We start from the raw sequence: 20,213 nt of genomic DNA on the forward strand, positions 1-20,213 counted from the left end.
AGAACGGTTGGATGTCAGATGATACTTACGGAGAAAAAATATTCAATAATCACTTGGCAAATGAAACTTTTTGTTTTAATTTAATTAACAAGTTCGTAACATTATGTCGAGGGAGCAAGGATGCTGAATAGAATCGACAGGCTGACGATCTATGCCGTGATGGGGTTCCTCTCTTTTGGTGCTTTGGTGATGAGTACATCGGAGCCGGAGCAGACTTCGCTTATGCCGGTATGGGGTGTAATTGCAGCAATGTTGGGTATCGGGCTTGAAGTTCATCACTGGGATGATGAATACGATACGCCGAACAACTGATTTCTTTCTGGGGCATTCTGTTTTGAAACCGGTCTGTTTTGAAACCGATGTCAGAGACCAGTTCTCTCAGAAGCTATTGTTTTGTAGTAACTCCTTTGTAAAACAATGCGATATTTCCGACACTATCCCATTTTTCTTGGGCTTCCCCGCAGAGATGCGGGATTTTTTTTGCCTGTAAACTTGCCTCTGTGCCCAGTGATTCTCGCTGAAACTACATTTGGGTATATCGATATATTTTCACTCCACGATGAAAGATTAGTGTATTCGGTGGACTTACATGTTGCTGAGTAAGTTCGGTATTACATACTACGGTTTGTTTGATTTTTGCTGCATAAATGAAAATAAAATGTAAATAGACATAAAGATACTTGTTGCATATCGGCAAGTGTGTCTATATTCCACTGACATTAAGCAGAAAAAACACATTGGAAGAGAATATATGAAAAAAGATGAGAGCATACAAAGCCGGCGACGGGCAATGAAATCAATTGCATCACTTGCTGCTATCACTCTGGCTCCTGCGGTCATCGGGCGAGCCAGCGCTGAGACATTCGGGCCGGGAGCCGGTCATCATCGCCCGCCAGGTCATCGTCCACCCGGTCATGGTGGTTCGGATGGTTCAGATTCAGGGGCTTGGGCATCTGGTGGAACAGCCAGTATGACGGCAGATTTTCCAGAGGACAGTATTTTTGAAACCGGACAAACTTGCAGCGTTGCTCTGACGGAAGCATTAACCATGGGGCCATGTTATTTTACCGGGAATTATCAGGAAGACATTTCCGAAGGTCAGACCGGCTTACCCATGATGTTGTGTCTGCAGTTGATTGATCAGAACTGTCAACCGTTAGCTGGTTATGAAGTAGAAGTCTGGCACTGTAATGTAGATGGGCTGTATTCCGGCGATACGACCGGTAGCAGCGATAGCAGTTCATTCTTTCGCTCTTACTGTACTGAAAATGATGAAGAAGCGCTTGCATCTAAATGGTTCCGGGGGACGCTGGTCACTGATAGTAGCGGGCGGGTTAATTTTAGGTCTTGTTTCCCCGGCTGGTATGCTAGCCGTGCGATTCATATCCATTTTAAAATTAATAAAAATAATACCAGAGAACTGGTTTCTCAATGTGGTTTTGATGATGACTTCTGCACCACAATCTGTACAACCCATGTTGACTACGTGAACCGTGGTGAGCCGGATACGCTATTCAGAAATGACTCTATATTTACAGACGGCAATACTGATCAGTTGTTTAACTATCGGCAAAATAACGATGGATCTCTGTTGGTTTACAAGCGGATTATTGTCAGTTAACTGCATTCAGAACATATGACTACTTTTGGTGAAATGACGCCCGATGGTTGAAACTAGCCATCGGGCGTTACTTTACCGGGTGTTACTTTACCAGGATAGTTAAGACAAAAAGAACCGATAGGCCGGATTGTCGGTTTCGTCTTTGTACTGATAACCCAGTTCGACCAGATGAGCCGAAAAACGGGCCAGATCGTCTTCATTCAGTTCAAATGCACACAACACCCGGCCATAGTCGGCACCATGGTTGCGGTAATTGAACAGACTGATGTTCCAGTGTGTACCCAGCGTGCTGAGGAATTTCAGTAAAGCGCCCGGATATTCCGGAAACTCAAATGAGTACACACGTTCTTTGAGTGGTTTCGAAGGCTTACCGCCGATCATATAGCGAATATGCAGTTTTGCCATTTCGTCATCCGACAGGTCAATCACCGGATAACCGGCTTTGCGCAGATCCTGAATGATGCTGCCGAGTTCTTCCTGACCGCCGGCCAGACGAATCCCGACAAAGATATTCGCCAGTGAGTCATCGTTATAACGGTAGTTAAATTCTGTGACTGCCCGTCCGCCAATGATCTGACAGAATTCGAAGAATGCACCTTTGCGCTCAGGAATGGTCACGGCTAGCAAACCTTCCCGTTTTTCACCCAGTTCACACCGCTCCGAAACATAGCGAAGTCCGTGGAAGTTGGTGTTGGCTCCGGAAAGAACCGTACCGAGCTGCTTATCTGTGAGCTGGTTCTGTTCTGCATATTTTTTCAGGCCCGCAAGTGCAAGGGCACCTGAAGGTTCGGCAATCGCCCGGGTGTCTTCAAAGATATCTTTTACCGCCGCACAGATTTCGTCACTGGAAACCGTGATATGCCCGTCCAGATACTTCTGACATAAGCGGAAAGTTTCGTCACCAATGCGTTTTACGGCAACCCCGTCGGCAAACATACTGACTTGATCAAGGACGACCGGCTCACCGGCATCCAGCGCTGCTTTCAGGCAGGCTGATTCTTCCGGCTCAACTGCAATGACTTTGATTTCCGGCATCAGTTGCTTAATCAGTACCGCAACCCCGGCAGCAAGACCGCCGCCGCCGACCGGCACGAAGATGTAATCCAGATGGCCGTTCTGTTGCAGCATTTCCATGCCGATTGTTCCCTGCCCGGCAATGACCAGCGGGTGATCGAACGGAGGAACAAAGGTATAACCATGCTTTTCGGCAAGCCGTTCGGCTTCAGCTTTCGCTTCATCGAAGTTATTGCCGAACAGCACCACCTCGCCACCAAATCCCCGTACGGCATCGACTTTGATGTCCGGTGTGGTCTGAGGCATCACAATAATTGCTTTGATGCCTAGTTTTGCGCCGGACAGTGCCAGTCCCTGAGCGTGGTTCCCTGCTGAGGCCGCAATAATTCCGGCCTGTTTCTGGGCTTCGGTCAGGTTCGATACCATGTTATAGGCACCACGGAGTTTAAACGAGTGCACCGGCTGGCGATCTTCCCGTTTAATCTGAACCCGGTTTTTCAGTCTGGCTGCGAGTCTGGGCATATCCTGCAATGGCGTAATCATCGCCACTTCGTAGATTGGTGCCCGTAATATATGGCGCAGATAATCTGCGCCAGTCTGGTTTGTGAGTGTCATCCGCTAGTCTCCCAGCTTGGATTTATCTCTCACCGCTCCTTTGTCAGCACTGGTTGCCATGCTGGCATAGGCTTTCAGCGCAAAAGAGACTTCGCGCTGGCGGTCGGCCGGTTTCCAGCCGGTTTGATCCTGCTGAGCCCGACGGCTCGCCAGTTCATCAGCTGAAACTTCCAGTTCAATCGAACGTCCCGGAATATCAATAGCAATGGTGTCGCCATCTTTGACCAGACCAATCGCACCGCCATTGGCTGCTTCTGGTGACGCATGTCCGATGGACAGACCGGATGTACCGCCGGAGAAACGACCATCGGTCAGAAGCGCACACTCTTTGCCCAGCCCCATCGATTTGAGATAAGTGGTCGGGTAGAGCATTTCCTGCATTCCCGGTCCGCCTTTCGGACCTTCATAACGGATAACTACCACGTCTCCGGCTTTAACTTTTCCGCCAAGAATGCCTTCAACGGCATCTTCCTGACTTTCGAAAACAATCGCCGGGCCACGGAATTTCAGAATACTTTCATCGACACCGGCTGTTTTGACGATACAACCATCCAGCGCAATGTTGCCTCTCAGTACGGCGAGGCCACCATCCTGACTGAATGCATGTTCTTTGGTCCGGATACAACCGTCCTGACGGTCATCATCCAGCGTTTCCCAACGGCAGTCCTGAGAGAATGCTTCGGTGGTCCGGACTCCGGCAGGGCCTGCCCGGTAGAACTCTTTCACCTCGTCAGATTCGCTCCGGATGATGTCATATTGTGCTAACTGCTCTTCCAGACTGATTCCAAGGACGGTTCTGGTGTCAGCTTTCAGCAGACCGGCCCGGTTGAGTTCACCGAGAATACCCATGACACCACCGGCCCGGTGGACATCTTCCATATGATACTTCTGGGTTGACGGAGCAACTTTACACAGATGAGGAACACGACGGGACATCCGGTCGATATCGTCCATGGTGAAATCAACTTCGCCTTCCTGTGCTGCGGCAAGCAGGTGCAGAACGGTATTGGTTGATCCGCCCATAGCAATATCCAGCGCCATAGCGTTTTCAAATGCTGCTTTGGTTGCAATGTTCCGTGGCAGGGCAGAAGCGTCATCCTGTTCGTAATAACGTTTGGTCAGTTCGACGATACGCTGACCGGCTTTCAGGAATAACTCTTTCCGGTCGGCATGAGTTGCAACCAGAGAACCGTTACCCGGCTGAGACAGACCCAGAGCTTCGGTCAGACAGTTCATGGAGTTGGCGGTAAACATACCGGAACAGGAACCACAGGTCGGGCAGGCTGAACGCTCAACCTGCTCGCTTTGTGCATCGGAGACTTTCGGGTCAGCGCCCTGAATCATTGCATCAACCAGATCCAGTTTAATCAGTTGATCTGAGAGTTTGGTTTTGCCGGCTTCCATCGGTCCGCCGGAAACGAAAATAACCGGGATATTCAGACGCAAAGACGCCATCAGCATTCCGGGAGTGATTTTGTCACAGTTTGAGATACACACCATGGCATCGGCACAGTGTGCGTTAACCATATACTCGACTGAGTCGGCAATCAGTTCACGGGAAGGCAGAGAATAGAGCATTCCGCCGTGGCCCATGGCGATACCATCATCAACGGCAATGGTATTAAATTCTTTGGCGATACCGCCTGCCGCTTCAATTTCGCGGGCGACCAGCTGGCCCAGATCTTTCAGATGAACGTGGCCGGGAACAAACTGGGTGAATGAGTTAACGACGGCAATGATCGGTTTGCCAAAATCACCTTCTTTTACGCCAGTTGCACGCCATAGGGCTCGTGCGCCTGCCATATTCCGACCATGTGTTGTTGTTGCTGAACGATACTTCGGCATTGTGTTGTCCTTCACTTACTTCTCTTGAGGTTAAGCGTTCTCTTGAGGATAGACGTAATCTAACCAGCCCCATTTATCTTCAGTTGTTCCATTGAACAGGCCGAAGAATGTGTCCTGAATCACTTTAGTGATCGGGCCGCGTTTTCCTGCGCCGACACTGATGCGATCGACACTCCGGACCGGCACAATCTCAGCCGCTGTTCCGGTCATGAAAATTTCATCGGCCAGATAGAGGGCTTCGCGGGCAATATTGGCTTCACGTACGGTATAGCCAAGATCTTTTGCCAGAATCATAATCGTGTCGCGGGTAATTCCCGGCAGGATAGAGCTGGTTGTCGGTGGTGTCAGAATTTCACCGTCTTTGACGACAAAGATGTTTTCACCGGCACCTTCGGACAGATAACCGTCGACACTCAGGGCAATTCCTTCGTCATAACCGTGGCGGCGGGCTTCGCCTCCGACCAGCAGAGAAGAAAGGTAGTTACCGCCGGCTTTTGCTCCGGTCGGAATGGTGTTTGGTGCTGCGCGGTTCCAGCTGGAAATCATGGCGTCAACACCGCTTTCCAGTGCTTCTTCACCGAGGTATGCGCCCCACGGGAAAGCCGCAATAATCAGATCCAGTTCTGTACCGTTTGGCGGGCAAACGCCCAGACCGACGTTACCGACATATGCCAGTGGGCGGATGTAAGCTGAAGTCAGTTTATTTGTGCGTAAAGTTTCCCGGGTTGCTTCCATGATTTCTTCAATGGAATACGGGATCGGGAAGCGATAGATTTTGGCTGAGTTCACCAGACGTTGTGCATGTTCTTGATGGCGGAACACGATCGGTCCTTTGGGTGTGTCATAGCAGCGGACACCTTCGAATACGGATGTCCCATAGTGCATGGCGTGAGTCAGGACGTGCACCTTTGCATCGGCCCACGGCATCATTTCCCCGTTGAACCATATAAAATCCGCAGTATTAGTAGCCATTATTGTCTTCCTTTATGCACAAATTTTCTGTTGTAAATTGTTGTTCGGTAGTTCGTCGTTGCTGATCTGAGTGACCTCAACTGTACGGACGTCCCACAATTTTTCGATTTGATTGATCAGTGTGGTGATCGGGCGGTCACTGTCAACGATAATTTCAACGCTGGCGACTTTACTTTCATGGTTCTGGGTTGCCGCGACCTGTTTGATAATGAATCCACGGTGGCGAATGACACGCAGAACACGCTCTAACAGAACCGGCTTATCATCAGCTTTGATGTCGAGTAGATATCTTTCCATTGCGGTGTCTCCTATGTGTTTTCCAGCATGTCATTGTTGGATGCACCGGGTGGAACCAGTGGCCAGACATTTTCTTCTTCATCAATGACAACATGCAGCAGGTAAGCTGTTTTACTTGCCAGCATTTCTTTTAAAGCCGGTTCGACTTCTTCTTTTTTGGTAATTGTTTTACCGGGAATATCGAAAGCCCGGGCCAGCATGACGAAATCCGGGTTATCGTCCAGAATGGTCTCACTGTGGCGGCCGTCGAAGAACAGCGATTGCCACTGGCGAACCATGCCCAGACGCTGATTATTCAGCAATACTATTTTTACCGGGATCTGGCGACGTTTTAAAGTGCCTAATTCTTGGACATTCATCATGAATGAACCATCACCGGAAATCAGGATGGATTGATCATCCGGTCGGGCAACAGCCGCTCCCATGGCTGCCGGCAGACCGAATCCCATCGTGCCGAGACCTGCCGATGAAATGAAGTTCTGTGGTGCTCTGGGCTGAATATGCTGAGCTGCCCACATCTGATGCTGACCGACATCGGTCGAGACGATTGCGCTGTCCGGCATCATGTCGGATAGCTGTTTCAGTAACAGCGGTGCGTAGATCAGTTCTCCCGGATGGTCATAACGCCATTTGAAGCCACTACGCAAACTCTCACTGTGATGCGCCCAGGAACTGATGTCATGGTTGAGTTCCAGTTGTGGCAGAATCGTATTGATGTCGCCCCGCAGCGCAGCATTGGCGCGCCGGAGTTTATTAAACTCTGCGGCATCGATATCAATATGAATCACTTTGGCGTGTGGTGCGAAGGTATCCAGTTTGCCGGTCACGCGGTCATCAAAGCGGGCACCGACTGTAATCAGCAGATCCGATTCCTGAACGACCAGGTTGGCTGCTTTGGTGCCGTGCATCCCTAACATACCCAGATAGTGCGGGTCGTGACGGTCGATAGTTCCCAGCCCTTTCAGGGTACTGACCGAAGGCATCGGGTTGAGGCGCAGAAATTCCCGGACGGTTTCTGTTGCATTAGCAAGCTGGACTCCACCACCAACATAAAGAACCGGACGCTGGCTTTCACTGAGCATTTCCTGAGCTTTGGCAAGTTCTTCCGGATTGACCTGAGGCATTGCCGGTGGCGTAAAAGGTGTCAGCGTAGTGATCGGTGACTGAGCCAGTTGAACATCTTTAGCGATGTCGACGATGACCGGGCCGGGCCGGCCTGTTTTGGCAACTTCGAAGGCTTCCGCCAGTGTTGGTGCCAGTTCGTTGATATCTGTAACCAGATAGCTGTGTTTGGTGCAGGCCAGCGACATACCGATGACATCCATCTCCTGAAATGCATCGGTTCCGATGTGGGAACTGGCAACCTGCCCGGTAATAGCGACCAGCGGGACGGAATCCAGAAAAGCATCGGCCAGACCGGTGACCAGATTGGTTGCTCCCGGTCCTGATGTTGCCATACAGACTGCAACATCCTGTGTGGCTCTCGCCATACCGATAGCTGCCATGGCTGCACCCTGCTCGTGACGACACAGGATATGTTCGACACCGCCATCATACAGTGCATCGTAGATTGGCATAATGGCACCGCCCGGATAACCAAATATAGTCTTGATGCCTTGCTGCTTCAGGGCTTCTACGACGAGTTGTGCTCCGGTCATCGTGACCCTCCCGTACATTCATTGTTCTTGTTGCTTCGTGTTGTGCTGTTGTGTGGGCACATCATGTGCGACTCCCGTTATTCCGTATTGCTGAGTGAGTTCAGAATACGTTTTCTTGTTGTACAGACTAAAAAAAACCCCCGGACTTTTCAGTGCGGGGGTTTTTTAATTCTTGCTGCTATCTTTCGTCCAGTAGCCCCCGCGCGGAATCAATAATGACCACGACTAGAATCAGGCTAATTAGAGAATGTAAACGGACGATCAGATGCTTCATGAATACGAAATCTTATATCTGGTTATTGTTACAAGATTTGTTGAAAATCTCGACATAACTAGTGTGTAACATACAACTCTGTTACATGACAAGGAAAATATCATTCTTTTTTCATATTCTTTTATTTTCCACCTGCGTTATACCTGTTCCGGTACATTCAAGTCATGACTGATTGGCGTCATGAATAGTTATAAATCAATGACAAGGGAACAGAATGGGCTTAGCAATTATTCACAGTCGGGCCAGTGTCGGGGTCGAAGCTCCGCAGGTGACGGTTGAAGTACATATCAGTAATGGAATGCCGGGTTTTACACTGGTTGGCTTACCTGAAACGACAGTTAAAGAATCCCGGGATCGGGTTCGTAGTGCCATTATTCACTCCCGGTTTGAGTTTCCGCCAAAGAGGATTACGGTCAATCTTGCTCCGGCTGATTTACCCAAAGAAGGTGGGCGGTTTGATTTGCCAATTGCTTTAGGGATTCTGGCAGCCTCGGAACAGATCATTTCTGACCATCTTGCCCGGTATGAATTTTTAGGAGAATTGGCTTTATCCGGTAAGTTAAGAGCCGTGAAAGGTGTGTTACCGGCAGCGCTGGCTGCCGGGCAGGTAAAGCGTTGTCTGGTTGTGCCGCATGAAAATGGTGACCAGGCTGCGCTGGTCGGTAAAGACCAGCATCATTCCGCCGGTAGTTTGCAGGAAGTCTGTCAGGCGCTGTGTGGCGAATTGTCACTGGGTCTGTATCAGTCAGAACCGCAGAAATGTTCGCCGGTTTCTCCCCGGGACTTACAGGATATTATTGGTCAGCAACAGGGCAAACGTGCTTTGGAGATTGCGGCCGCCGGACACCATAATCTGCTCTTTCTCGGTCCTCCGGGAACGGGAAAGACAATGCTGGCATCCCGGTTGTGCGATCTTCTGCCGGAGATGAGTGATGAAGAAGCGATGGAAACGGCTGCGGTTGCTTCTCTGACTCAGCAGGATATTCATCAGTATAACTGGAAACAGCGGCCATTCCGTGCCCCGCACCATTCCAGCTCTATGGCTGCTTTGGTCGGCGGCGGTTCGATTCCGCGTCCCTGACAATTACATCGTAAAAGTGTACTAATAACCTCAAATATCGACATTTCAACAATGTATTTGTGTTCTGAGTAACATCAATATTGTGTAATGGATTGAACTATACATCATTAGCGAGGAATGGTTTTTCTCATGTCTGTACGTCAAATTCCTAAGAATTATCGAAATGTTACAGGGATTGCCTCATCCCAAAAAACTAAGGCGGGATTTTTTGAATCTACCTTGGAAAGAGATCTATTAACTCTTTTTGAATTTGATAAGAACGTTATTTCTTTTGATGTACAGCCAGTGGCAATTCAGTGGGTTGATTCTGAGGGAAAGTATAGAACCTACACACCGGATGCCTTGGTTCACTATAGAAATGGTCTTTGCCCATTCTCGCAGAAGAACATAGTTCTTTGTGAAGTGAAATATAGGGATGATATCCGGGATAACTGGGAAGTCCTAAAACCTAAATTTCGAGCTGCTATTCAATACGCAAACAAAATGGGCTGGCGTTTTAAATTGATGACTGAAAAGGAAATCAGAACCATCTATATGGAAAATGCCCGTTTTTTATTGTCCTACCTACACCGTGAATCTGATGAGCAACATGCTGAGTTGCTTGTTAAGCATTTGAGAAGTATGTCCTTCTGTACAATTGAAGAACTGATTAAAGCGATTTTCTTTGATAAATGGTCTCAGGCCGAATTGATCCCTACGCTATGGAATATGATTGCAACAGGAGAAATACGGACAGATCTGAATATTCCGCTTACTATGTCAGCAAGTATTTGGTTAGAAGGATAAAAGATAGCTATGGGACGTCGTTCAAGCCTTAGTAATGCACCAACGCTGAGTAGAGGTAGCTCAGTTTTCTATGAGGGATTTCAATACTTCATATTACAAATAATAGACTTAAGCCATGTACTCGCAGAGAAGGAAGCGTCTGGAGAAATAAAGAAGCTTCGAATTTCTGAATTGAATTTTGAGCCTGACTCAAAAAAGGTCAAGAGTCCGGCGATTGATGCGATGCCAGATAAGGATTGGCAGATTGCCCAAAGTCGTTTGGAGATTATTCGGCCATTGGTTGGTAAATCTGATAGGACAAAAGCTGATGTTGAAAGGGTTGCAGAAAAGCATGGATTCCATATAAACACGCTGTATAAATGGCTTCGACTTTATGAAGCAGACAATCTCCTCACAAGCCTTACTCCTAATCGACGTTCAGATCGTGGGTCTACGAAATTGACCCCTGAAGTTGAAGCAATTATCTCTTCCTGCATAGAAGATGAGTATCTGACTAAACAGAAAAAATCTGTTGTTATTGTTTATACAGAGGTTGAGAGATTATGCCGAAATGCAGATTTATCAGCTCCTCATATTAATACTGTGCGTAATCGTATTGACAGTATTTCAAGAAAACTCCGGATTAGCAGACGTTTTGGTGCTCAAAAAGCTCATCGGGAACTACATATGAATGAAGGCGAGTTTCCTCATGCAGATTTTCCCTTATCGGTTGTTCAGATAGATCATACGCCACTGGATATAATTATTGTTGATGACGAGTATCGTCTTCCCCTCGACAGGCCTTGGTTAACAATGGCTATTGATATCTATAGCCGTATGGTTGTGGGGTTTTATATCTCTTTTGATGCACCATCAGAAACAAGTGTTGGTTCTTGCTTGGCTCATGCTATTTTGACTAAAGATACCTGGCTCGCTGAGCATGATATTGATGCAGAGTGGCCCTGTTGGGGTCTGCCAAGGACAGTTCATGCTGATAATGCTAAAGAGTTTCGCGGAAAGATGCTCCAAAAAGCATGTGACTTGTACAATATTAATCTGGAATGGCGTCCAGTTGCTCGACCTCATTTCGGGGGACATATAGAGCGGTTATTAGGAACATTTGCTAAAAAAATTCATGCGTTGCCGGGAACTACATTTTCAAACATTCAGGAAAGAGGTGAATACGATTCGTGTAAAGAGTCTATCTTCACTCTCAAAGAGTTTGAGCATTGGTTTGCAAATCAGATTCAAATTTATCATCACGATTTCCATTCAAGCATTGGCCGCAGCCCGATTTCAAAATATGAAGAAGGAATATTGGGTAGTAAAACAACCAAAGGTGTGGGGCTGCCGGCGAGAGTTAAAGATGAACATGCATTACGTTTGAATTTTTTGCCATATGTTGAGAGAACGATTCAGTCCTATGGCATACAAATTGACAAAATTAACTATTACCATGATGTATTACGTGTTTGGATAAACTCAACAGTTGATGGAAAAAGTAAGTTGAAACGTACTTTCATTTTCCGAAGAGATCCCCGGAATATTAGCGTTGTCTGGTTTTTTGACCCTCAGCTAGAAACATATTTTCCTATTCCATATAGAAACAACTCTTTTCCTGCCGTCAGTCTCTGGGAAGTTCGTACAGCGAAGAAAAAACTCAAAGATGATGGGATGAAAACAATTAACGAAGATGTGATCTTTGAATCGATTGAAAAGATGCGCGAAATTGAAAAATCAGCGGCTAAAAAAACGAAAAAAGCCAGAAAATCACATCAACGAAGGAAGGTTCATGAACAACGAGCTTTTATTGGTCAAATCAAGCCAAATGAGATGACACTATCAACATCTGATACAGGTTCGGATGATGAGGTGATTCTTCCTTTTGATGATATCGATGAGGTGATAGGTCATGAGTGAAACCAGCATTGATGAGTATGCTCATTTGGGAGCTGTGGCAAAAGAATATGTTCAATGCAGCATAGAACAGAGAATTGACTATATACGTTCTCCACACTGGATCGGGTATCCCAAAGCAAAGGACATCATAGCAAAATTAGATGACTTGTTGACATACCCCAAACGCCACAGGATGCCAAATCTTCTAATTATTGGAGAAAGCAACTCGGGAAAAACGATGATTGCTGAACGTTTTGTTAAGATGCATCCCGCGTACGAGAGAGAAGATAACGATGGTATTGTCATTCCTGTATTATCTATTCAGGCTCCTCCTGTTCCGAGTGAATCCAGGCTCTACAGTAATATTCTGGATAAGATGTTTGCACCGTATCGTCCTTCTGATTCAACAGAGAAGAAACAATTCCAAGTAATTCGCTTAGTTCAGGCGTGTAATGTTCAGATGTTAATCATTGATGAAATTCATTCAATTTTGGCTGGTAATCTGGAAAAGCAAAGAGTCTTTCTGAGTGTATTACGTAACTTGGGTAATGAGCTGAAGATCCCTATTGTTGGTCTGGGAATTAAAGATGCTCTCCGGGCAATGAAAACTGACCCTCAATTAGATAATCGCTTTAAACCTGTTTTGTTACCCCAGTGGGAGTATTCAACTGATTATCGACGGTTATTGGCTAGTTTTGAAAGTGTCTTACCCTTAAAGAAAGCCTCTAAGTTGTCGAAGAAGACTATTGCACTCAAATTGCTCAGTATGAGCGAAGGTCTATTGGGAGAACTGTCTGAGCTTCTTTCTGAAGCAGCCATTAAGGCAATAGAAACAGAAAAAGAATGCATTGATTTGGATATTCTGAACTCTCTTGAGTGGTTATCTCCGACTTTAAGGCGAAGTGTATAGATGAATATCTGGCCGATTCACCCAAGCCCCATGCCAGATGAAATCCTTTCCTCATGGCTGACTCGTGTTGCTATGGGGAATGGACAGAAACTATCTACAATCATTCGGTTGGTCTCAGACTTGTGTTCTATGCCATATAAATATCTGGATAGCTCTTTTCCATCAACAGAATTAAACGGGCTCAGTGAGAAGCTGAATGTTCCAGAGGATACTATCTATAGGACAACATTGGATAGTTACGCAGGTTTCCTATACGAGCGATCATCATACAGATCTCGAAGACAGAGTTGTGTTCTTAACGCCGGTGAAACTAGAAATCATTTGTACTACCAGCAATATTGTCCTCTCTGTTTAAGAAATAACATCCCATATTATCGGAAGAGCTGGCGTGTTTCGTTTGTGACGGTTTGCCCGACGCACAGTACGAAACTTCTTGATAGGTGTTGTCAGTGTGCTTCACCCATTATGGTCATTGGTAATGATATCAAGGAGAAGTACTTGCAATATAGAGGGAATTTTACAGATTGTCATGTGTGTGGATATGATTTAAGGACGTTCCCTTCTGAACCCGCGGATACCCATGTTATTCATGAAACTAATTGGTACTTATCAATTTTACAAAGTGGCTTTGTTCAATTACAAAAAGATAAAGATTTTTGGATTTATTCATTCTCATTTTTTAGTCTTTTAAGATTAATGATGAAGATGACTATTAATGAGTGGAGTAAAAAAGGAAATATCAGATGTGAGTCAGTTGATCCTGATTCCTTTCCCATAGAGGTTCGATATAGAGCGGTTCAATTTTTGGTTGGGATGTTTCAAGATTGGCCATATAGATTTGTGGAATACTGCAGGTCTTGGGGGATCCAGTATCACAAAATTAAGACTATCGAAAAAATATGTAGGAGAGTCCCCTTTTGGATTGAATCAGATGTTCAACCAAGACTATATGCTCCTAATGTGGAGCCTAGTGAAGAGAGTGTTTTGGCTGCTATAGATTTAATGAAAATTCAAAAGCGAAGAGTGAATATCTCTAGTGTGAATAAATTTATGGGATATGTCGATGCTATTACAGTGCGTAGAATTGTAAAAACAAGAGTCTATAGAGAAGACTAATTATTTCATTAAATAGGAATTTTATATGTATCCATATGAACCATACGAAGGTGATGACCAAGATGACATTGATATCACTTTTGATGATATTTTAGGTATGAGTCTGGAAGGTGTCAGTTCTCTGGAAAGAGAGGAGTTATTACTCCTTGCGCAGAAATTTGTGGCGCTTGAGATGAAAGTTGGGAATTTACCAACACAGTTAGACCATTTTGAGCGATGTGATCTGAATGATTATCTCCAGTTGGGACTGAATAACGAGACTAAATATTCCAGTTTGTTAAAGGAAATTGATTATCTATTGTATGTTACCAAAACTTTTGTTGCTTTGATAAGAACGGAAGAAAAAGCAATGAAAGCCCTTGCTCTTGATGATCCTGGTGCTTATGCAAAAATGCTATCTTATCGTAGAAAATATATAAGTCGTTATAGTTTTTTAGGCCAATATAGCAAGAATAATCTATCTACTTTCTTGACTGAAAATAAAGAAAGTGATAGAGATCATTCTCACTGGTTCCATATCTGTGAATCACAGGTACTAGAAAATAGCTATTCTAGGGTGAGTGCTCACTTGGAACGATTGCCTATTGATGAAAATATTTTTAAGTAGTCTTTACTTAATCCATTTTTGTGTTGGGAATTTAAGTACCAGTACACATTGTCTTCGGCTCTTGTTAAAGCAACATAACCTAAGCAAAGAGCTTCATTGTGCTGGGCATTATCATATGTTGTAGGCATATCTGTCCATAGATAAATAGCATTCTTTAGAGGGTTCCAGCTATCGTAATATATATCACCTAATAAGAAAATTGATTTTGACTGAAGCCCCTTGCTTACATGAATAGTCATCGGCTGGATAACTTCATTTTTTTTCAGATTATTATACAATATATCCCATTTCTGGCATCCAGTATTGTTAAGAAGTTTATGATATCTAGAAATTATATATATAGGCTTTTCTTTTGATGCGTTGATTCTATTTACTTCTTCATGAAGTTTCTCTGCAAGGTGTTCATAATTTATTTTTGTCTCATAAGTGCCAGTTTTTATTTCTTCTATGATCATGAATTTTGAATTTTTTGATTCTTCATCTTTACGCGCTGATTTGAATATTTTATCACAATTTAATTTTTTTAAATATATACGAGCTATTTCTATAATATTATTTAGGCTGCGATAGTTTATATACAGCCGGACTATGCTGAATTTTCCATATATAGGAAAATATAAATCAGGATTCATGATAAAATGACGGGCTCCTCCTCGCCATGAATATATAGATTGATTTTCGTCACCCACAAACATGATTGTGCCTTTCGCCATTTTTTTCGTATATATTTTTTTTATATTATTTATAAAGTTGATAATGTTAGGGGAAATGTCTTGGAATTCATCTATTAGTAAATGCTCTGACCATTTTAAATTTATTTCTGGATTACATTGACTTAGGTCACAATGCTTAGATGAACTGAAATTGTGAAATATTTGTTCAAAGGTAATGAGGTTTTTACTTTCTAAGTGTTCTTCTAACTTCTTATTGAAAATTATGGCTGCTTCTAAAAAAGTTATATCATTCTCTAATAACTCTGAAAAATAATTTTGTTCACATATGGTTTCTATACTATATTTTGTTATTTTTTTTCCAAGAGAGTATATAAAGCTTGATAAGCTATAGAAGTGCTCATATACAGGTTTAAAGTTCTTATCTCCAGGATTTTTATTGATGGATTCCCCAATATTTGCATATGTGAAGTATGGAGCTGAAGGGATTCCATTCATTGTATTGTTTCTATCAATTAGATCTTGAAGATCCTGTTGAGAGTGTACCCATAAATAATCTGGTCTAGCTATGGATAGAATAAAATATCTACGATAATTCATTCGGTTGTATATAGAGTATCTTTTCATTTTATCTGATTTTAAGTATTGATCTCTATAGTTATTAATATCTTTGCTTATAAATATTTTTAAATTTAGATTAGGTAGATTAATATGGTATTTTAGATTTGTTCCCCCAACTTTTATATAACCTTTTTCTTCATGGCAAATTAAATTATTCATATAAAAGTTTCTATTTTCTTCAATCCAATCATTAAATGAAGTATCAGACAGTTCATTTTCGAAGATATCATAATATTTATTGTCTGAATCTTTCTTTACTGATTTTCTCCAGAAAGAATATACATAAAGTTTATCAATTGTTTTTTTAAATTTATCATCTTCTAAATATAAATCATTATATACCTTATTCATTTCTTCAGATAATTTGGGAATAAAGTCGTCGCATTCATAAGATTGCTTTATTTCGTCCTCAGACATCATTGTAAAGTCATCAATATCTAATAATTCACCATTATCTAATTCTAACTTGGGAGTAAAGTTGCCGTGTATCAATTTTCGTCCATCTCCAAATTTTTTATGGAGCATATAGGCCAATGAATGAAATGTTTTTACAACAGAGCGGCCTACCTGTTCATCTATTGGATTATATTTTGGAGGTAATGCATTGATAATGTGGACTAATTTCTCTATAAACTCTTTTCTGGATGCTCGTGTAAATGTTGTTACTGTAATCTTATTGAGTGGTATATCGAGAGCTTTGTATAAGAAAGCTACGCGACAAGCAAGAACAGTCGATTTGCCAGATCCCGCTCCCGCTTGGACACACGTCGCTGGGTTTTCACTGAAGAGCATTTGAATTTGTTCTTCATTTGGTGTTATTCCTATTCTGTGTAATTCAGATAGGAAATTCGATTTCTGAGTTGATGAAAAATTGTATCTTTTCTTCTGAACAATAGGTTCGATGGACGGTTCTTCTTTATATGGTGAGGGAATATTGTAACTAGAGCAATGTTTTTCTATGTTTTCTCGTTCTTGGATATTGGTTTGTTTAAGGTTCTTAATATCATTACTTGCTTTTTCATGTTTAGCTAGAAGGTCGTTAAAAGCATACTTATAGGACTCAAGTTTCTTCCTATATAGAGCGTGAATGTTTGAAATTTCGCTTTGATGAGTGGACTCTTTTTGGGAGAGTTTTCTATTATTTCCCTGCTCTGCTGTATCTAACAAATCGAGACTTAGCTCTTTCAATAAGTCATAGTCTTTTTTCTTTACTCTCCCAAACCATCCTATTTTTATGCTTGGTAGTCGCTCTAATAGTTTTTTCTTATATGTTTTCTGGGATTCGTTTATGGAAGACATATCAGCTAAATTTAAATCCTATATATTTTTCAATAATGGCTATCTGTCGCTCAACATATTGCCCGTTTTCTACTGAAAGATTAGAAGAATGTTTGAGAGAATAGCTCTCCGCATACGGTTCTATCATCTCATGCTTCCAAGTTCCTCTATTCTCTGCACAGTTTTCAATGAGAGATGATAACAGAGATCTAGAAAGAGTATTAGAACCATGGCATATAGCCAAAAATAATGAAGCAGAATCTAACTCTATCCATCCTTCCTCAACTGAGGCCGTTCGACGCTCTATATCTATAAGATAAATTGTTGCGTGACTTGAAATGGTTAAATTTGCAATGATGGCCCTGCGATGTTTTTTCTGCTCAGCAAGGTTGAATCCTTTGATGTAATTAATGTACTGCCATGTGGATTTTCTTCTTGTATCAGTCCACGTGTCTGGAAAATACGAGTAGACAGAAGAGGGGGCACCCAAACCTGAAAAAACCTGAATGAACTCGGAATGAGTTATGTATGGTGAACTTTTTAGGATTGACAATAATTTTAGGAATAGTTCTAGCCGACATATCCGATTCTTAAAAATGTGTCTGTTTTCGTATTCACTTGGAGGTAAGCAAAAATCAACCGGAGGGATAGCACCATTTGATGAGCCATCACCAGTGTTTCCTGCTCCGACATCTTTTTCGTTGGGGGGGCCGGAAGCGTTATCTTTATGGTTTTTGTGTGGGTCTTGTCTCTGTTTCTCTACATTTTTTGTCACTAAGTCAGAAAATTCTGTTCCCCTGCGTTTTTCAAGTAAAAGCTCTTCCATTTTATTGGTTGGCTCTTCCTGAGGCTGTAGCTCCAATTGGTTATCTTTTTTTACACGAGGTTTTGGTTTTCCACTTTTTGATTGACCTTCCACGGGCCTGGTTCCAGGGGAATTGGGATCCTTGTCTCCAGGATTGTCCCTAAAATGCTTTAAATTTGTGAATGGGTAGGCCGCAGAACAACCAAGTATGTCATATACGATAAATGTTTTATTCTGAGCTTCTTCTTTATGGCACCATTTACCATACACATTTAGGTTGGTTGTTTGGTTCTCAAAAGGAAAACCAGCTTTAGGGCGTATAGGTTGTCCTGTGTTCTTTTGTATGGACATATTGGGACTAATGTTGCTAATGACAGTGTTTGCCTTCTTATCAAAAGCTAAACGTGCAACCTGAGACGCTGCACTATCATGTGTTTTAGCCTTCAGCATGATAAAAGCCTCACCAGAGTCATTAATATATGATTTTGCTGGGTCATAAATAGAATCGAGTTGAAGTCCAAATTTAAATATCTGTTGAAAGACATATTGAGACTCGGAAAAGTATGCCTGTAGAATGACATAGTGTGGAATTGCAATCCTGTTTCCATCCGGCAGGTTTATGATTTCGCAATATGTATGGGTCGCAGGTTTGTGATAAGGGTGATAAGCGAATGGGATTATATGGTTCCCTTTTGTATCCTTGGCTCCTGACTGGAGAGTTGCTGTAGTCTGGATATCTATGGTTGTTGATTGAAAGCACTCTCTCATTTCCATTGAATGCTTCAACTTCAGCCTTCTCCCTTTATGCCAAACATCACCTAGTCGTACGATCATAAGATAGCTAATAGGTATACATACTCTGTTTGGCTGAGAAAAATTTGTTGATGTTTTGTAATTGAGACTGGAGCTATTCGGCTTTGACTTGAAAGCTGATAGATATACATCTACAAGTGGTTCACTAAAACGTTGACCGTATTGGTTGAAGTAGTGCAAGTATCCAAACCAGTCAACCCGCCAGTAGTTATTATCATGATTAGTTAACTCATTTATATTAAAGTCAGTAGGTGTTGTCACGGTAACTCTCTTAACTACAAATAGAAAGTAGAGGCACAGCACTATACTGTGCCTGTTAGATTTAACTGTTTGGTAATGAACGCCAATGAGAGCAGACACTTTCCCACTTGCCGTATCGGAATCTGGGGTAGCTGACCACATGGACGACTTTGGGTTTGTTGGACTTATCCATACAATCCTCCTAATCAGAGATTATGGAGGGACCTCTATTGTAATCAGAGCTGACACACGCTAATATCTTTAAAAGTAATCTTGATATAGCGGTAGGCTGAGACCTCCGGTATAAACCTGAAAGTAAAAATTGTGGTGATTTTTACTTTTCAACTCTGAAATAGACTTTTGTTAGTAGCGAAAGTCTATTTTTCCTTCCTGACTCCTTTAAATGGTGTTTTGTCGGATGTTTTCACATCCATGAATCTGCCAGTGTTTGTATCTCTTTTCACCCAATGTCCACTAGGTGTCTGGGTTTGAGAGCGTTCTCTTACTGCTCCGTTTCTATGGTTATCTCCGGTTTTTCCGTTTGTTGCCATGGATCTTTCCTCTTTTGTGATGTAAGTTACTACTTAACGTATGGGTTGTGTTAACCTATACGGCATAGGTTAGATTTTTCTATACGAGCTGTCAATGTACATCTAACAAAAAATTTGCTTTATATGTGTATATTGTATATATATACAGTGATTCTGTTTGATATATACATACGATTTGGTTTGGTATAACATGCCGCCAATTTTTTTATGGAGATTTACACATGACCTTAGCTGAGAGATTGACGGAGTTACGAGTGAGTAAGAAAGCGTCTCTACAAGCTGTCGCAGACGCTGTCGGTGTATCGAAACCTCATATTTGGGAACTCGAAAAAGGTAAGACTAAGAATCCATCATTGGAATTATTGAAAAAACTTGCACTATACTATGGCATCACTCTTGATTCGTTAGTAGGACTTGATTCTGGAGAGAATACTAGTGCTCACGTTTTATTTCGAGATTTTAAGTTGGATATAGATAATTTATCGGAAGAAGATAGACAGACCATTAAAAATGCTTTAGAAATGGCAGAGGCTCTAATTAAGCAAAGAAAAAGTACATAA

At 42.9% G+C, this 20,213-nt stretch carries 15 protein-coding genes and 2 pseudogenes; 10 read left to right on the forward strand and 7 right to left on the reverse strand.

Annotated elements, in window-relative coordinates; translation table 11 throughout:
• The first annotated feature begins 120 nt into the window (after positions 1–120).
• Both OCU74_RS00380 and OCU74_RS00385 read left to right on the forward strand, forming a co-directional pair.
• Positions 121–312, forward strand: coding sequence for a hypothetical protein (locus OCU74_RS00380; protein ID WP_087482763.1), 192 nt, complete (start codon positions 121–123; stop codon positions 310–312).
• 439 nt (positions 313–751) lie between these two features.
• Positions 752–1,621, forward strand: a complete 870-nt coding sequence (locus OCU74_RS00385; RefSeq protein ID WP_087482764.1) for a dioxygenase family protein — start codon at positions 752–754, stop codon at positions 1,619–1,621.
• A 99-nt stretch (positions 1,622–1,720) separates the two neighbouring features.
• On the opposite strand, the gene ilvA is transcribed toward OCU74_RS00385, so the two are convergent.
• From ilvA to ilvG, 5 genes are read right to left on the reverse strand one after another with little or no spacing between them, the layout of a single operon-like run.
• Positions 1,721–3,250: a threonine ammonia-lyase, biosynthetic gene (gene ilvA / locus OCU74_RS00390; protein WP_087482765.1), complete on the reverse strand. Its 1,530-nt coding sequence runs from the start codon at positions 3,248–3,250 to the stop codon at positions 1,721–1,723.
• 3 nt (positions 3,251–3,253) lie between these two features.
• Positions 3,254–5,095 carry a dihydroxy-acid dehydratase gene (ilvD, locus tag OCU74_RS00395; RefSeq protein WP_087482766.1) on the reverse strand — a complete coding sequence of 614 codons (1,842 nt, stop codon included), beginning with the start codon at positions 5,093–5,095 and terminating at the stop codon, positions 3,254–3,256.
• 30 nt (positions 5,096–5,125) lie between these two features.
• Complete coding sequence (locus OCU74_RS00400; RefSeq protein WP_087482767.1) at positions 5,126–6,067, reverse strand: branched-chain amino acid transaminase; 942 nt, start codon at positions 6,065–6,067, stop codon at positions 5,126–5,128.
• Positions 6,068–6,079: 12 nt separating this feature from the next.
• On the reverse strand, positions 6,080–6,364 hold the full coding sequence (ilvM, locus tag OCU74_RS00405; RefSeq protein ID WP_087482768.1) for an acetolactate synthase 2 small subunit: 285 nt from the start codon (positions 6,362–6,364) through the stop codon (positions 6,080–6,082).
• 11 nt (positions 6,365–6,375) lie between these two features.
• The gene (gene ilvG / locus OCU74_RS00410; RefSeq protein ID WP_087482769.1) at positions 6,376–8,022 is read right to left on the reverse strand and encodes an acetolactate synthase 2 catalytic subunit; all 1,647 of its coding nucleotides are present in this window, start codon (positions 8,020–8,022) and stop codon (positions 6,376–6,378) included.
• 488 nt (positions 8,023–8,510) lie between these two features.
• Here ilvG and OCU74_RS00415 point away from each other — a divergent pair.
• The 7 genes and pseudogenes from OCU74_RS00415 to OCU74_RS00440 all read left to right on the forward strand — a co-directional run.
• Positions 8,511–9,374, forward strand: a pseudogene (locus OCU74_RS00415) (YifB family Mg chelatase-like AAA ATPase); the annotation flags it as partial.
• Between the two features lie 132 nt (positions 9,375–9,506).
• Positions 9,507–10,163 (forward strand): TnsA endonuclease N-terminal domain-containing protein, encoded by a 657-nt coding sequence (locus OCU74_RS00420; RefSeq protein ID WP_087482771.1) that lies wholly within the window; start codon positions 9,507–9,509, stop codon positions 10,161–10,163.
• Positions 10,164–10,172: 9 nt separating this feature from the next.
• Positions 10,173–12,062, forward strand: coding sequence for a Mu transposase C-terminal domain-containing protein (locus OCU74_RS00425; protein WP_087482772.1), 1,890 nt, complete (start codon positions 10,173–10,175; stop codon positions 12,060–12,062).
• Positions 12,055–12,951 (forward strand): TniB family NTP-binding protein, encoded by an 897-nt coding sequence (locus OCU74_RS00430; RefSeq protein ID WP_087482773.1) that lies wholly within the window; start codon positions 12,055–12,057, stop codon positions 12,949–12,951. The genes OCU74_RS00425 and OCU74_RS00430 overlap by 8 nt, the downstream gene beginning before the upstream one ends.
• A pseudogene (locus OCU74_RS22075) lies at positions 12,952–13,371 on the forward strand (TniQ family protein); the annotation flags it as partial.
• Positions 13,372–13,449: 78 nt separating this feature from the next.
• Entirely contained in the window at positions 13,450–14,067 is a 618-nt protein-coding gene (locus tag OCU74_RS00435; RefSeq protein WP_234993640.1) for a hypothetical protein, read from the forward strand.
• Positions 14,068–14,092: 25 nt separating this feature from the next.
• Positions 14,093–14,674 carry a hypothetical protein gene (locus tag OCU74_RS00440; RefSeq protein ID WP_087482775.1) on the forward strand — a complete coding sequence of 194 codons (582 nt, stop codon included), beginning with the start codon at positions 14,093–14,095 and terminating at the stop codon, positions 14,672–14,674.
• Here the strand turns inward: OCU74_RS00440 and OCU74_RS00445 are convergent.
• Together OCU74_RS00445 and OCU74_RS00450 are read right to left on the reverse strand one after the other, a co-directional pair.
• Positions 14,632–17,265 carry a UvrD-helicase domain-containing protein gene (locus tag OCU74_RS00445; RefSeq protein ID WP_087482776.1) on the reverse strand — a complete coding sequence of 878 codons (2,634 nt, stop codon included), beginning with the start codon at positions 17,263–17,265 and terminating at the stop codon, positions 14,632–14,634. The two genes, OCU74_RS00440 and OCU74_RS00445, sit on opposite strands and share 43 nt — an antisense overlap.
• Position 17,266: 1 nt before the next feature.
• Entirely contained in the window at positions 17,267–19,123 is a 1,857-nt protein-coding gene (locus OCU74_RS00450) for a hypothetical protein (protein ID WP_143693304.1), read from the reverse strand.
• A gap of 751 nt (positions 19,124–19,874) precedes the next feature.
• Between OCU74_RS00450 and OCU74_RS00455 the strand changes: the two genes are divergently transcribed.
• Positions 19,875–20,213, forward strand: coding sequence for a helix-turn-helix domain-containing protein (locus OCU74_RS00455; RefSeq protein WP_087482778.1), 339 nt, complete (start codon positions 19,875–19,877; stop codon positions 20,211–20,213).

Origin of the sequence: Vibrio mangrovi (assembly GCF_024346955.1) — a bacterium.
Classification (GTDB): domain Bacteria; phylum Pseudomonadota; class Gammaproteobacteria; order Enterobacterales; family Vibrionaceae; genus Vibrio; species Vibrio mangrovi.

Excerpts from the sequence above, each read along its gene's own strand:
- OCU74_RS00380 (WP_087482763.1), top strand. The coding sequence starts at position 121 with ATGCTGAATAGAATCGACAGGCTGACGATCTATGCCGTGATGGGGTTC.
- OCU74_RS00385 (WP_087482764.1), top strand. The coding sequence starts at position 752 with ATGAAAAAAGATGAGAGCATACAAAGCCGGCGACGGGCAATGAAATCA.
- ilvA (WP_087482765.1), bottom strand. The coding sequence starts at position 3,250 with ATGACACTCACAAACCAGACTGGCGCAGATTATCTGCGCCATATATTA.
- ilvD (WP_087482766.1), bottom strand. The coding sequence starts at position 5,095 with ATGCCGAAGTATCGTTCAGCAACAACAACACATGGTCGGAATATGGCA.
- OCU74_RS00400 (WP_087482767.1), bottom strand. The coding sequence starts at position 6,067 with ATGGCTACTAATACTGCGGATTTTATATGGTTCAACGGGGAAATGATG.
- ilvM (WP_087482768.1), bottom strand. The coding sequence starts at position 6,364 with ATGGAAAGATATCTACTCGACATCAAAGCTGATGATAAGCCGGTTCTG.
- ilvG (WP_087482769.1), bottom strand. The coding sequence starts at position 8,022 with ATGACCGGAGCACAACTCGTCGTAGAAGCCCTGAAGCAGCAAGGCATC.
- OCU74_RS00420 (WP_087482771.1), top strand. The coding sequence starts at position 9,507 with ATGTCTGTACGTCAAATTCCTAAGAATTATCGAAATGTTACAGGGATT.
- OCU74_RS00425 (WP_087482772.1), top strand. The coding sequence starts at position 10,173 with ATGGGACGTCGTTCAAGCCTTAGTAATGCACCAACGCTGAGTAGAGGT.
- OCU74_RS00430 (WP_087482773.1), top strand. The coding sequence starts at position 12,055 with ATGAGTGAAACCAGCATTGATGAGTATGCTCATTTGGGAGCTGTGGCA.
- OCU74_RS00440 (WP_087482775.1), top strand. The coding sequence starts at position 14,093 with ATGTATCCATATGAACCATACGAAGGTGATGACCAAGATGACATTGAT.
- OCU74_RS00445 (WP_087482776.1), bottom strand. The coding sequence starts at position 17,265 with ATGTCTTCCATAAACGAATCCCAGAAAACATATAAGAAAAAACTATTA.
- OCU74_RS00455 (WP_087482778.1), top strand. The coding sequence starts at position 19,875 with ATGACCTTAGCTGAGAGATTGACGGAGTTACGAGTGAGTAAGAAAGCG.